This window comes from Helcobacillus sp. ACRRO, from assembly GCF_022347125.1.
GTDB classification, from domain to species: Bacteria; Actinomycetota; Actinomycetes; order Actinomycetales; family Dermabacteraceae; genus Helcobacillus; species Helcobacillus massiliensis.
This window is the reverse complement of sequence record NZ_JAKRNG010000039.1, coordinates 1-13,791: the sequence shown is the minus strand read 5'-3', so window position 1 is coordinate 13,791 and position 13,791 is coordinate 1. Positions and strand designations below refer to the sequence as shown.

Annotated in this window: 11 protein-coding genes; 2 read left to right on the top strand and 9 right to left on the bottom strand. The window is 65.4% G+C overall.

All coding sequences use genetic code 11. The annotated features are described in order from the left end of the window. Positions 1-169: 169 nt before the first annotated feature. The gene (locus MHY20_RS10795) at positions 170-826 is read left to right on the top strand and encodes a transaldolase family protein (protein ID WP_183376898.1); all 657 of its coding nucleotides are present in this window, start codon (positions 170-172) and stop codon (positions 824-826) included. A 157-nt stretch (positions 827-983) separates the two neighbouring features. Here the strand turns inward: MHY20_RS10795 and putP are convergent, their stop codons facing one another. From putP to xylA, 7 genes are all read right to left on the bottom strand, one after another. Beyond that, the gene (putP, locus tag MHY20_RS10790; protein WP_343064086.1) at positions 984-2,537 is read right to left on the bottom strand and encodes a sodium/proline symporter PutP; all 1,554 of its coding nucleotides are present in this window, start codon (positions 2,535-2,537) and stop codon (positions 984-986) included. A gap of 256 nt (positions 2,538-2,793) precedes the next feature. Continuing rightward, complete coding sequence (locus MHY20_RS10785) at positions 2,794-3,453, bottom strand: hypothetical protein (protein ID WP_239376744.1); 660 nt, start codon at positions 3,451-3,453, stop codon at positions 2,794-2,796. Positions 3,454-3,649: 196 nt separating this feature from the next. Then, on the bottom strand, positions 3,650-4,855 hold the full coding sequence (mmsB, locus tag MHY20_RS10780; protein WP_239376742.1) for a multiple monosaccharide ABC transporter permease: 1,206 nt from the start codon (positions 4,853-4,855) through the stop codon (positions 3,650-3,652). Continuing rightward, positions 4,852-6,375, bottom strand: coding sequence for a sugar ABC transporter ATP-binding protein (locus tag MHY20_RS10775; RefSeq protein ID WP_275436804.1), 1,524 nt, complete (start codon positions 6,373-6,375; stop codon positions 4,852-4,854). The genes mmsB and MHY20_RS10775 overlap by 4 nt, the downstream gene beginning before the upstream one ends. Positions 6,376-6,415: 40 nt before the next feature. Then, positions 6,416-7,531 (bottom strand): sugar-binding protein, encoded by a 1,116-nt coding sequence (locus MHY20_RS10770; protein ID WP_239376738.1) that lies wholly within the window; start codon positions 7,529-7,531, stop codon positions 6,416-6,418. A 98-nt stretch (positions 7,532-7,629) separates the two neighbouring features. After that, positions 7,630-8,997 carry a xylulokinase gene (xylB, locus tag MHY20_RS10765; protein WP_239376736.1) on the bottom strand — a complete coding sequence of 456 codons (1,368 nt, stop codon included), beginning with the start codon at positions 8,995-8,997 and terminating at the stop codon, positions 7,630-7,632. Between the two features lies 1 nt (position 8,998). Beyond that, the gene (xylA, locus tag MHY20_RS10760) at positions 8,999-10,192 is read right to left on the bottom strand and encodes a xylose isomerase (protein ID WP_239376748.1); all 1,194 of its coding nucleotides are present in this window, start codon (positions 10,190-10,192) and stop codon (positions 8,999-9,001) included. A gap of 157 nt (positions 10,193-10,349) precedes the next feature. On the opposite strand from xylA, the gene MHY20_RS10755 reads away from it, so the two are divergent. Beyond that, positions 10,350-11,534: an ROK family transcriptional regulator gene (locus MHY20_RS10755; RefSeq protein WP_239376734.1), complete on the top strand. Its 1,185-nt coding sequence runs from the start codon at positions 10,350-10,352 to the stop codon at positions 11,532-11,534. Positions 11,535-11,537: 3 nt separating this feature from the next. Here MHY20_RS10755 and fdhD read toward each other — a convergent pair whose 3' ends face one another. Both fdhD and MHY20_RS10745 read right to left on the bottom strand, forming a co-directional pair. After that, a complete protein-coding gene (fdhD, locus tag MHY20_RS10750; protein WP_239376732.1) occupies positions 11,538-12,506 on the bottom strand; it encodes a formate dehydrogenase accessory sulfurtransferase FdhD in 969 nt (322 codons plus the stop codon). 70 nt (positions 12,507-12,576) lie between these two features. Beyond that, positions 12,577-13,767, bottom strand: coding sequence for a PfkB family carbohydrate kinase (locus MHY20_RS10745; RefSeq protein ID WP_239376746.1), 1,191 nt, complete (start codon positions 13,765-13,767; stop codon positions 12,577-12,579). Positions 13,768-13,791: the final 24 nt, after the last annotated feature.

Sequence of the window (13,791 nt, the reverse complement as noted above, 5' to 3'; positions counted from 1 at the left end):
CCATGCTAGTCGGCGGGTCCCGTCGGCCCCCCAGCCCGGCAGGGCGCATGCGGAACTCCCCGGTGCCGACGGGTCCCGCCGACTAGCATGGGAAGCGCCCTCGCGGCCGCCCGCACCCGGGCGAGGACCGCGCACACCCAACCACCCTGCTCACACGCAAGGAGACCAGGTGCTCTTCATCAACTCCGCTCGCCCCGGTGACCTCGACGACCTCATGCAGTACGGCCTGTTCAACGGCGTCACCACGAACCCGCAGGCACTGCGCGCGGCCGGACTGTCCCAGCGCGACATCCCCGCCCTCTACGACCACGCGAACCGCCTCGGCGCGCAGACGTTCTTCGCGCAGGCAGTGGGCGGCACGCACGGCGAGCTGCGCTCCAGCGCTGAGGAGATCCTGGAGCTCGGCCTGAACGCGAGTGTGAAGATCCCCGCCACGCCCGACGGGCTCCGGGTCGTCAACGACCTCCAGGGCGCCGGTGAGCGCATCCTTCTCACGGCCGTATACCACCCGGCGCAGGGCGTGCTGGCGCATGAGCTCGGGCTCGGCTGGATCGCGCCGTACGTCGGCAAGCTGAACGACCTCGGCGTGGACGGTGTCGCCGCCGCGATCGAACTGCACCGCATCCTGACGGCGCGCGAATCGGAGACGAAGGTTCTGGCGGCGTCGATCCGCAGCCTGGACCAGATGTCGGCGCTGTTCGCGGCGGGGATCCCGGCGGCCACGCTGGGGCCGGAGTTCGCGCACCAGCTGCTCGCCAACGAGCATTCGATCGCGACCTCGCATCAGCACCTCGAGGACGCCTGGGCGCACGACGCGCTCGGCTGAGCCACGGCGCCGAACCGCTCCGCCCCCACGAACAACGAAGCGGCCCGCCTGACTCAGCGTCAGACGGGCCGCTTCTCAGCGCTCAGGGTGCAGCGCTCTGTTCTCAGCACTCACGGCCGCGCCCCGCGCGGGGCCCGATCCGTGGCGCTGCAACCGGTCACACCGCGGTGGAGTCCTTCACTGCGGCGCGCTCGGTGGTGGCGGTCTCCATGTGGCGGAAGCCGGCGAGGGCTTCGCGACCCGGAGCCTTGGTCAGCAGGGACACGACGACCGCAACGATGAGGCACAGCAGGAAGCCGGGCACGATCTCGTACAGCGGCTCCGGCAGTGCGCCCCAGAGGTTGGCGATGCCGTTGGTGGTCTGCTCCGCGTCGATGGCCTGGCTGCTCTTGCCCCACACGAAGGACACCACGGCGCCGGTCACCATGCCGGCGAGGGCACCGATGTTGGTCAGTCGCTTCCAGTAGAGGGAGAGCAGCACGATCGGGCCGAAGGCGGCACCGAAGCCGGCCCAGGCGAACGCCACGAGGCCGAGGATGGTGGACTCGGGGTCGCGGGCGATGTAGGCGCCGATGATGGCGATCACGAGCACGCCGATGCGGCCGAGCCACAGCTTCGCGTTCGCCGACAGCTTCACGCCGGTGCCCACGAGGTCCTCCACCAGGGCGGAGGAGGTGACCACGAGCTGCGAGGAGATGGTGGACATGATGGCTGCCAGGACGGCGGCGAGGACGATGCCGGCCAGCAGCGGGTGCATCATGATCTGGGCGAGGTCCAGTACCACGTTCTCCGGGTCGGAGAGGCTCATGTCCGGGTTCTGCTGGAAGTAGGCGATGCCGGCCATCGCGGTGGCGATGACGCCGAGCACACACAGGACCATCCAGCCGACACCGATGACGGTGCCCATGCGGGCGTCCTTGGAGGAGCGCAGCGCCATGAAGCGGATGATGATGTGCGGCTGGCCGAAGTAGCCGAGGCCCCACGCCGCGGAGGAGATGACGCCGATGACGGTGGCGCCGGTGACGAGGGAGCCGAAGTCCGGGTTCACCTGACCGACCGATTCGAACATCGCGCCGGGGCCGCCGACTGCGCCGATGGCGAGGGTCGGCACGATGAGGAGGGCGGCGAGCATGATCAGGCCCTGCACCATGTCAGTGTAGGTGGCGCCGAGGAAGCCGCCGAACATCGTGTACAGCAGGGTGATGCCGGCAACGAGGAGCATGCCGATCCAGTATTCGCCGCCGAAGGCGGAGACGAAGAACTTGCCGCCGGCTGCCATGCCGGAGGACACGTAGAAGGTGAAGAACACCAGGATGACGAGGCCGGAGGCGACGCGCAGGAGACGGGTCGTGTCGCCGAGGCGGTTGTCGAAGTAGCTGGGGATGGTGATGGAATCGCCGGCGACTTCGGTGAAGCGCCGCAGACGTGGGGCCACGAAGATCCAGTTGAGGGCGGCACCGGTGGTCAGACCGATCGCCATCCACCCTTCGACGAGGCCCGACATGTACAGCGCACCGGGCAGACCCATCATCAGCCAGCCGGACATGTCGGAGGCGCCGGCGGAGAGCGCGGCGGTGAAGGGGCTGAGGCTGCGGCCGCCGAGCATGTAGTCGTCGCCGCTTCGGGTCTTCCTGAAGGCGTAGAACCCGATGCCGATCATCGCGAGGAAGTACAATCCCACCGCGATGAGTTTGAACGTGAGGTCAGACACGAAGTCTCCTCTCGATTGGGGAGCGGGCCGTCTCGGCCCTCGTGAACGCATGTGACCCTATCGTGAAGACCGCCGCGCTTGTGCCGTGGGCCATTCGTGGGGAGCTTCGTCCCGTCCATGTGTCTCACATGCCGGAAGTCCGCAGGTCAGGGGCGGTGCGAGGGCGGGCATGACTCCGGGCACAGTGGACCGGGCTGCGTGGGTGATGGACCGCGGCGACGGGCCGACGGGTGCCGGCCCGCCGCCGGGCTCAGGGTCAGTGGGCGGGTCCCGTCGGCCCGTGGTGGCCGGCGCGGTCGGCGCGCTTCTGCTCGTCGGCGGCCTGGAACCACGCGTTCGAGCGCGGCAGGAACAGCAGGGCCAGCAGCACGAGCGTCAGCAGGGTGGTGAAGACCCCGGTGCCGGTCGCCGCCCCGGCCACGATCGGGTCGCTCTCCGTCAAGGAGGGGGTGGCGTCCATGATGATGCTGAACAGGGTGGTGGCGAGAAGCAGCCAGCGCGCCCAGTTCTGCTGTTCGCGGATCTTCAGCAGGGCGATCACGGAGACCGCGCTGAGCAGAAGGGACAGCGCGATGATCACAATGCCGACCAGCAGGAAGCCGATGCCGGCAGGGCCAGCGGCACCGATCGCCGGGAGGCCGAGGAGGAGAGCCGGCACGCCGATCAGCATGACCAGCGCGGCAATGACGAGCCCGATGATCAGCAGGATCAGGTTGGTGACGTAGCTGATCGCGGCCTCCGTCGGCATGTGGCGGACGGCGAAGAGCTTCCCGAACCAGCCCGGCTCGGGGAGGAATTCGCGCAGGCTGCGCGGCAGGACGGGGAAGGTGAGGCGGTAGCCGGAGAAGTCGAACGCGGACGACGGCTGGTCGGCAGGCTGCTGGTTCGGCTGGGTGGGCGGCGGCTGGGCGGTCATGAGGAGCTCCTTCAGTGAGGTGGGGATCGAGAAGAAGCTGGTCGCCCCTCGATTATGGCCCCATCTGAGGCTTCCACAGGAGAACAGACGAGAGCTCCCTCATGAACACCACACTGAGTGAACGTGCCAGCGCCGAGGACGATGCGCTGTGCACGCACACGTTCCTCGGCGCTGGATTCACTCAGTGTTGAACAGCTCAGGCGGCGACTGCTCGCTTCTTGCTGATGAGGTCAAAGGCGACTGCCCCGAGGAGGACGAAGCCCTTGATCGCCTGCTGCCAAGCGGGGTCAACCGCCAGGATCGAAAGGCCAATGTTCAGCACGCCCATAATGAGAGCGCCGATCATCGCGCCGGAGATCTTGCCTACGCCTCCGCTCACGGCGGCTCCGCCGATGAAGCAGGCTGCGATGGCGTCGAGCTCGTAGCTCATGCCTGCACCCGCCACGGCAGCACCGGCGCGGGACGTCACCACAACACCGGCGACGGCCGCGAGTGCACCCGCGAGGAGGAACACATTGAACGTCGTCAGTTTCGCGTTCACACCCGACAGCTCAGCCGCGCGATAGTTGCCACCGATGGCGTAGATGTTCCTACCGAACGGGGTGTTGCGCAGAAGCCAGGAGAACACCAGCATCAGGACACCAACAACGCCGAGGACGATGGGGAATCCCCCAGTGGAGTTGGCGAGGAGGAAGGTGAAGAAACCGATGATCAGGCTGGCGAACACGATTCGGCCCCAGAACAGCCCGGTCGGTTCAGCATCGAGGCCATGCGAAGCGCGAGCCCGTCGGCTGCGCAGGGCGGACACCACGAGGCTGACGATCGCGAGGGTGCCCAACAGCAAGGTGACGCCCTCCAGATAACCGATGGCAGGGGTGTTGGTGAAACCAAGAATGTTGGGCACCGAACCATTGCCGATCTGAATGAACCCCTGGTCGAACCCAGAGATTGTCTGCCCCACGAGCAGCTGTGCGAAACCGCGGAAGATCAGCATGCCTGCGAGCGTCACGATGAACGCCGGGATTCCGACATAGGCGACCCAGAAGCCCTGCCAGGCTCCCACGAGGAGGCCGACACCGATGCACAGCACGATGGCGAGAACCCAGTTCACACCCCATGACGCGGTGAGGACACCGAAGATGCCCCCGACCATCGCCACCGTTGACCCGACAGACAGGTCGATGTGGCCAGCGATGATCACCAGCATCATTCCGATCGCCAAGATCATCACGTACGCGTTCTGCTGGATCAGCGAGGCGATGTTGTCGGGGACGAGGAGCCGCCCGCCGGTCAGGATCTGGAACAGTACGATGATGCCGAGAAGCGCGAGCAGCAGACCGGAGTCACGGAGGTTGAAGGTCCGGTACCAGGGCTTCTTCTTGATCAGAGTGTCTGCGCTCATGCTGCAGCACCTGCTTTCTCTGTGGTCATGAGGCGCATGAGCGCCTGCTGGCTGAAGTCGGGACGGGAGAGCTCACCGGTGATGCTCCCCTGGTTCAATGCGTAGATGCGGTCGCATATGCCGAGGAGCTCAGGCATCTCGGAGGAGATGACGATGACGCCCTTGCCGGAATCAGCAAGCCGGTTGATCAACTGGTAGATCTCGAATTTGGCGCCGACATCGATGCCTCGAGTCGGCTCATCAAGGATCAGGACGTCCGGGTCCGTGAACAACCATTTGGCGAGGCTGACCTTCTGCTGATTGCCACCCGACAGGTTGGCCACTGCCTCGTCGATGCTCGACGTCTTGATGTGGACGTCGCGTCGGTAATCCTGCGCGACGATGGTTTCGCGGTGTTCGTCCACCACTCCGCTCCTCGTCAGTTTCGGCAGCGCGGCACTGGAGATGTTCGTTTTGATCGACTGGATCAGGTTCAGTCCGAGTTCCTTCCGGTCCTCGGATACGTAGGCGAGACCGGCATTGATCGCCCGGCGCACCGTCGATGTGTCGATCTCCTGCCCACCCTTGAATACGCGGCCACTCTGGAAGCGGCCATAGGACCTGCCGAACACGCTCATGGCAAATTCAGTGCGGCCGGCTCCCATGAGCCCCGCGATGCCCACAATTTCGCCGGCTCGTACGCGTATGGAGACGTCGTCGCTCACGAGCCGGTCCGGAATGACGGGGTGCTTGACGGTCCAGTGGTCGACCCTCAGCAGCTCGTTGCCGATAGAGGGGGTGTGGTCGGGATACCTGTTGTCGAGGCTCCGGCCGACCATTCCGCGAATAATGCGTTCTTCGTCCACCGGCGCACCTCCCTCGACATGGAACGTCTCCACCGTGAGGCCGTCACGAATGATCGTCACCGAATCGGATATTGCAGCAACCTCATTCAGCTTATGAGAGATGATCACGCAGGCCACACCCTCAGCACGCAGCTGACGCACCAACTCGAGAAGCTGTTCTGAATCGTCATCGTTCAACGCGGCGGTCGGCTCGTCGAGGATCAGGATCCTGACGCGCTTCGACAGCGCTCGGGCAATTTCGACCAATTGCTGCTTGCCGACGCCCAATTGGCCGACGGGCGTGTCGATGCTCTCCCGCAACCCGACCTTAGCGAGCAGGCGCGTGGCTTCAGCCCGCATCGGCTTCCAGTCGATCCCGAGACCCTTACGGACCGGGCGACCCAGATAGATGTTTTCGAGGATCGACAGGTTGGGGGCGAGGGCGAGCTCCTGGTGGATGATCGCGATGCCATCCGCTTCGGAGTCACGGATGGACTTGAACTGCGCAACCGAACCGTCGAGCACGATCTCGCCTTCGTAGGTGCCCGCCGGGTAGACGCCGGAGAGCACCTTCATCAAGGTGGACTTGCCCGCGCCGTTCTCGCCGCACAGAGCATGGACAGTGCCGCGGGCGATTTCCAGGTCGACCTTGTCGAGGGCTACGACTGGTCCGAACGTTTTTCTGATGCCCTTCATCTGGAGAATGATGGGCTTGGGGTTGTGTGAGTTCATGCCGTCACGCCCCCAGTTCCTCTGCGGTGTAGAAGCCGGTGTCGACGAGGTCCTTCTTCACCGTGTCCTTCGTAACCACCTTGGGGGTCAGCAGGAAGGTGGGAACCTTCTTCTTGCCGTTGTCGTACTCCTTGCCCTTGGAGATCTCGACGGTTTCGGCCTTGATGATCTGATCGACCATGGTGAAGGCGCGTTCGCCGAGCTCACGCGTATCCTTGAAGACGGTCATGGCCTGCTTGTCCTTCAGCATGTTCATGACGTTGGCCTTGTCACCGTCCTGCCCGGTGACGACCGGCCAGTTCTGACCAGGGCGGAAACCTCGTGCCTCCAGGGCTTGTTCGATGCCAAGAGCGAGTGAGTCGTTCGGGGACAGGACCGCATCCAGCTTCTTGCCGTCCGCATAGAACGAGTTCAAACGCGTCTGCATTTCGGACTGTGCCTTTGCGCTGTCCCAGCCGAGGATGCCTATCTGCTTCCATCCGTCCTCGTTCTTCGGCACCTTGCCACTGGGCGAGGCGAAGGCCCCGGATTCGAAGTGCTCCGCCAGGATGTCCCACGCTCCGCCGAAGAACTGTGCAGCGTTCGGGTCGTCGGGGGACCCTCCGAACAATTCGACGTTCTTCGGGCTGGACGGGTTCGGCTTGAGCTGGTCAACGAGGAACTTGCCCTGGAAGGTCCCGACGGTTCGGTTGTCAAAGCTGACGTAGTAGTCGATCCCGTCAGTGCCCTCGATGAGCCGGTCATACGACAGGACAGGAATGTTCTTCGCCTTCGCCGCTTCGATAGCGGGGGCGAGCATTGTGCCGTCGATTGGGGCGATGACGAGTACGTCCACCCCGTCGTTGACCATGTTCTGGATCTGGCTGAACTGCATGTCCGGTTTGTTGTCGGCGTACTGCAGAGAGGTCCTGTAGCCGGCGTCTGTGAGCAGTTTGTTGAGGTTGGAGCCGTCGCGGTTCCATCGTTCGAGCGACTTCGTCGGCATTGAGATTCCGACGACGGCGTTCTTGGGGTCGATGGCGGTGGTGCTCGCCGGGCGTGCGGCCACGCAGCCGCTCAGCGCGAGCGCGGTGAGCAGGGGCAACGTGAGTGCTCCACGACGTGTGAACTGATTCGACATTGAATTCTCCTCACCGCGGGTGCGGGTTCGTCTGGGAGTTGGGGTGTGCCGCACCGGCGGGTCGTCGCTGACACGATGGTGCGGTTTGTGAAGAGGAGTCAGCCGCGGTAGTCGCGGTACTGCTCCAGGACGTGGGGCGTGTGGTCAGCTTCCAGGACCGTTGTGGTGCCCACGTTCCAGGCCGGCGGTTCTTGCGATCCCGAAAGAGCCCAAGCGGCCTGTCGTGCCGCGCCGAGAGCTACATACTCACGCTCGACCGGCAACTCAATGGGCTTGCCGAGAACGGCTGGTGCGAGCGCCCTGACGGCTGGCGACTTCGAGCCTCCGCCGATCAGAAGGATCCGGTTTGCCTGAGAACCCGAGGCATCTTCGACGAACCCGACTGCGTCGGCAAGTGAGCAGACAAGACCTTCGATAATGGCGCGAGCCATGTCATTCCGGGTCGTGCTGCGAGTGAGTCCGTGGAAGCTGCCAGTGGCATCCGGGCGGTTCGGAGTCCGTTCTCCATCGAGATAGGGTATGAACACCGCTCCGTTGGCACCTGGGGCTGATTCCATAGCCATCTCGCTCAGTTCGTCGTATCCAACAGCCAGGATGGAGCAGCCGAAATCGAGTATCCGTGACGCGTTGAGCGTGCATGCGAGTGGCAACCATCGACCGGTGGCGTCGGCGAATCCATTGACGGCCCCCGAAGGGTCGAGGGGGACTTTGTTCGACACCATCGCGGCCACGCCGGACGTGCCCACCGAGAGGGATACATCCCCCTCGGTCAAGCCGAGTCCTAGCGCGGCGGCCATGTTGTCACCCGTTCCCGGTGCGATGACCCCTCCCTCGCGAGTTTCCCCCATTGCGGCGAATGGGGTGGTCGCAATGGCTGGCACAGCGAAGTCGTGCCCCAGTGCGTGTCGCTGCAACTCGTCATCCCAGCCGTTGTGCCTGGGCGAGAAGTACCCCGTTCCCGACGCGTCACCGCGATCCGTGAACCAACCGCCAGCGGCGTCGAGGTGATGATTCAGCCAGTCGTGCGGGAGAACCACACGGTGTGTGCGGGCTGCATTTTCCGGTTCGGTGTCCTTCATCCACCGGAGCTTGGCGCTGGTAATGGAGGCGACATGGACCGATCCAGTGCGTTCTGCGGCTGCCGCGGGCCCTCCCAGTTCCTCCACGAGGTCCTGGGCCGTCCGGGCACTGCGGGTGTCGTTCCAGAGAAGGGCATTGCGCACAGGCGTCCCGGTGTCATCGAGCGCCACCATTCCGTGCTGTTGGCCGCCGACGGCGACTGCTTGAGCACGGCTGAGCAGAGGCCCTGCCGCGTCATCCAGCGCCGTGAGCCATTCTCGCGGGTCCACTTCGGTCGCATCCGGGTGTCCTGCTCGACGCTCCTCGACGATCTCGCCTGAATCTGCATCGACAAGGAGTGCTTTCGTCGACTGTGTGGATGAGTCGATCCCCAGAACGAGCGACATGTCAGGCTCCGAAGCCGAGGAGGTGACGCACTGCCAGCTGGTGGAGCTGCACGAAGCCGTAGTCCCGCTCCCCTGCCTTGTCAGCGTTGAAGTCCTCGTAGGCGCTCTTGTCGTTCAGAAGGTCCTGGATGGTCTCTCCCTCGGCCATAGTGGGCTCGGCAAGCTCTGCGATTCCGGAGTGCTTCATGGCTTCCTGCACCTCCGGGTCCTGGCGGAATGCGAGGGCGCGCTCCTTGAGCATGAGGTACATGTCCATGTTGGCTGCGGCCGACTTATATTGCCCCTCGGTGTATTCGGTGCGCGATGGCTTGAAGTCGAAGTGACGAGCACCCTGGTACGCGCCGGGCTTGCCCGGAAGGCCGTTCTCAAGAAGGTCCACGGTGAAGAACGCGCTGATGAGGTCTCCGTGCCCGAACACGAGGTCCTGGTCGTACATGGGACCGTGCTGGCCGTTGAGATCGATGTGGAAGAGCTTGTCTGCCCACATGGCCTGCGCGAGGCCGTGGGTGTAGTTGAGGCCTGCCATCTGTTCATGGCCGGTCTCCGGGTTCACTCCGACGATGTCGCCGTTGTCGAGCTTCTCGATGAAGGCCAGGGCGTGGCCGATGGTGGGCAGGAAGATGTCGCCGCGCGGTTCGTTGGGCTTCGGCTCAAGGCCGATCCGCAGGTCGTAGCCCTTTTCCTTGATGTAGGCAGCCACGGTATCGATGCCCTCTGCATAGCGGTCGAGCGCAGCACCGAGGTCCTTGGACGAGTCGTACTCGGATCCTTCACGGCCGCCCCACATGACAAAGGTCTGCGCCCCGAGCTCGGCGGCCAGGTCGACGTTCTTGAGGACCTTACGGAGGCCGAAGCGACGCACTCCGCGGTCGTTCGAGGTGAAGGCACCGTCCTTGAACACCGGATGGGCGAAGGTGTCGGTGGTGACCATCTCGACGGTCATGCCGGTTTTCTCTGAGACCTGCTTGATCTCGTCGATGACTGCTCGGCGCTCCTGGTCGGTCGCGTCGAAGGCGAAGACATCGTTGTCATGAAACGTGAAGCCCCAGGCGCCCAAATCGGCGAGGCGGAAGATGTGATCAGCCAGCGGGAGTGCAGGACGGCTGGCGCGACCGAACTGGTCCTGCGCCTGCCAACCCGTGGTCCACAGACCGAAGCAGAACTTGTCGTCAGCTGTTGGGGTCAGGTTCGACATGATGGTGGCCTTTCGTCGTCGGATTGCCATAAGTAAGTTTCCTTTACTAACTTATATGTGTCAAGGGCTACAGTGGAAGCCAAAAGTCCCGCCCTTCCCGCCGCCTTACGACCGGTAGCCAGGGGTTCGGATCACCCACCACCTATGGAGCAGGACCATGCAGCCCACCGATGTACGCAGCCATAACCTTGCACGTGTGCTGCGACGGATCGCGTTCGCTGAAGACCCCATCTCCCGGGCGGATCTTGCTCACTCCACGGGTCTGACGAAGCCGACTGTGTCCAAGTTGGTCGACCAGCTCTCGGCAGGCGGACTCCTGATCGAGGGGGAGCCGATCCGGCTCGGGGGGTCGGGCCGGCCGATGATTCCCATCAGCGCCGCGGGTGACGGTGCTGTCGGGATCGGCATTGAGATCAGCGCCGACCACGTGGCTGTGCTTGTGCGGCGACTCGATGGCAGCACCGCCGCCAAGGAAATAGAGGCGGGCACCTTCGAGGACGCCCCTGAAGCGGCGGCACGTGCAGCGGCACGCCTACTCGCCCCACATGTCGAAACATTGGCGTCGCAGACGAAGATCCCAGGAATTTCTGCCGCGATCCCGGGCAGAATCTCTCACGACCGCTCCGTCGTTGCGTCGGCACCGAACCTCGGGTGGGAAGGCATCCCCTTCGCTGACATGCTTCAGCGTGAGCTGGGACAGAGGGTCAAGCGGCGATCCGGCTATCCCAGGCCTCGGCTCGGGAATGATGCACGCCTGGTTGCACGAACGGAAATGCTGACTCGGCGAGGCGAAAGTTTCATTGTGGTTCACGGGGAGACCGGAATCGGCGGCACGGTTGTGATCAACGGGCAGATCCTTCACGGTGACCAGGGGTGGGCTGGTGAAATCGGTCACGTCGTGGTGGACCCGAACGGCCCTCAGTGCCGGTGCGGACGCTCTGGTTGTCTGGAGTCCTACGCATCCGCGTGGGCGATCCGGCGCAAAACGGGGTTGTCCGAAGACATCCCAATCAATGAACTCCCGTCGAAGCTCGCCCCCGAGGCGCTCGATGAGATGGCCTATTGGCTGGGCATCGGCCTGTCGAGCACGATCACTCTGCTCGATATCCCTACCGTGGTGCTGGCCGGATACTTCGGTCGCATGTTCCCGCAGATCCAACAGTCGGTTGGCGAGACGATCAATGCTCACTCGTTGGCAGCTGAAGATCGCCCGGTCACGATCGCCGAGGCGGCGATCAGCGATAACGGCCCTCTGCTCGGCGCCGCGATCTACTCGCTCCAGCCTCTTCTCGACAACCCGCTCCCCTATCTGCGCACTGATTCGGGGCCGGCCGCCGCGTGAGGCTCAGCTCGCGGTCCCCTCGAGGTCGATGCGCTGCGCACCGGTGTAGACGTTGAAGCGGCCGTTGTCCTCGTCGCGGCCGGCGCGGACGAACCCGGCGAGGGTCATGCCGAACCGTTCGGCCGTGTCGATCGCGAGGGAGGACGGTGCGGACACGCACGCCACGAACGAGATCCCGGCCATCGCGGCCTTCTGCACGATCTCGAACGACGCCCGAGAGGACACCAGCAGCACCCGGTTGCGGATCGGCATCTGCGAGTTCAGCAGGGACCAGCCGATGACCTTGTCGACCGCGTTGTGGCGCCCCACGTCCTCGCGGAGGACTTCGGCGGTGCCGTCGGGGGTGATGAGTGCGGCGGCGTGGACACCGCCGGTGCGCTGGAAGACCTTCTGCCCGTCGGAGAGCTGCGCCTGGGCGCGCAGCAGGTCCGCGGGCTTCACGGTGAAGTCGTCGGTGATGGAGTAGCGGGTCCTGTGGACCACGTCGTCGATGCTGGTGGAGCCGCAGACGCCGCAGGCGCTGGAGGTGATGAAGGTCTTCTGCACCACGGGGAGGATGGTGCGCCCGTCGGCCCCCATCGGGGAGCCCGCTCCCCCACCGGCCGCAGTGGTGTCAGCATGGCCGACGGGGCCGTGCCCACCCCGGGTCATCACGCCCGGTGCGGTGGTGAAGTCCATGACGTTGTACGTGTTGCGGGCGAAGCCGGATTCGTCCTCAACCACGGCGCCGTCGCAGTAGCGGGCTTCGAGGATGTCCTCGCGGTGCTGGATGTAGCCCTCGGCGTGGAGGAAGCCGTGGATGAGTTCGACATCGTGCCCGGGGGTGCGCATGGTCAGGGACAGCTTCTGGCCGTTGAGGCGGATGTCCAGGGGCTCTTCCACCGCAACGGTGTCCGGCTTCTCCGAGTGGTAGAGCTGGCCGTCCCGCAGCCGCACCGTCATCATGCGGCGGTTCGATGTCACGCGTCCCATGCTCACCAGGGTAGCCGCGCCGGCGCCGCTCAGGGCCCGGTCGGGCCGGGATTCTGCGGAGGGCTGAGAGTCAGTCGCGGTCCACGCGGATCCGCTCCGTTGGCATCGAATCCTCGTTCGCGCCCGACGGCGACACCTGGTGGTGGGTGCGGAACGTCGCCTCCGCCCGGTGCACCGCCCGCGTCTCGTGCCGCGGCACGAGGCCGTCGAGGAACGCGAACTTCTCGGCGACATAGGCCGCTTCCAGGTCCCCGTCGGCGGAGGATTCGGCGAGGGTGCGCCACCAGTCGGTGAGGTCCGCCCAGCCGGGTGCCGCGAGCGCCCCACCGTGCCGCTGGACCGCGATTCCGGAGCAGAGGGACGCGAAGCGGAGGCGCTGCATGAGCGGCCAGCCGGCGAGGTCGCCGAGGACGCTCGCGGCGGCGAACACGTCGCCGGCGCCCGTCGGGTCCACCGCGGGGACGGACAGGGCGGGGCAGTAGGCCTCCTCCCCGGTGTGGCCGTCGATGGCGTAGACGCCGCGGGCGCCGTCGGTGACGATGGCGAGCCCCACCTTCTCGGACAGTGCCCGCGCCGCGGCCGACGGGGACTCGGTCCGGGTGTACGCCATCGCCTCCACGGAGTTCGGGGTGAACGCGTAGCAGTGCTCCAGGGGGTCGAGGTCCTTCACGTCCCATGCGCCGGTGGAGTCGAAGCCGATGTCCGCCCACACTTTGGTGCCGCGCGCGGCGAGCTGCTCCCACCAGTGGTGCTCCCCGGCGAGGTCCACGAGGGCGGCTTTGGCGGGTGGGGCGGCGAGGATCTGGGTGTCGAGCGATTCGGGCAGGTGGTGGCCGTGGGTGACCATGGCGCGGTCGTCATCGGTGGAGATGGCGACGGTGATGGGGCTGTGGAAGTCCGCGAACCGCTTCGAGGCGGACAGGTCGATGCCCTCCTGGTCGGCGAGGACGTCCCACATCCAGTCGGCCATGGCGTCGTCGCCGAAGCCGGCGGCGAGGCCCGTGCGCAGTCCGAGGCGGGCGGCGGCGGTGGCGAGGTTGGCGATGCCGCCGGGGCTGGAGCCGAGGCCTTCGCTCCACAGCTCCTCCCCCGGGTTCGGCATCCGGGACAGCCCGGAGAACACGAGGTCGTAGAACACGGTGCCGGACAGGATCACGTCCAGGGGGCGGTCGTCCGCGCTGCGGCTGGACGCGAGGGGGTCCCAGTTCCAGCAGGTGTCGCAGCGGCCGTCCGCTGACGGGGCGGGGGTGGAGTCGTTCACGATGTCCTCCTCTGTGGCTGTCTC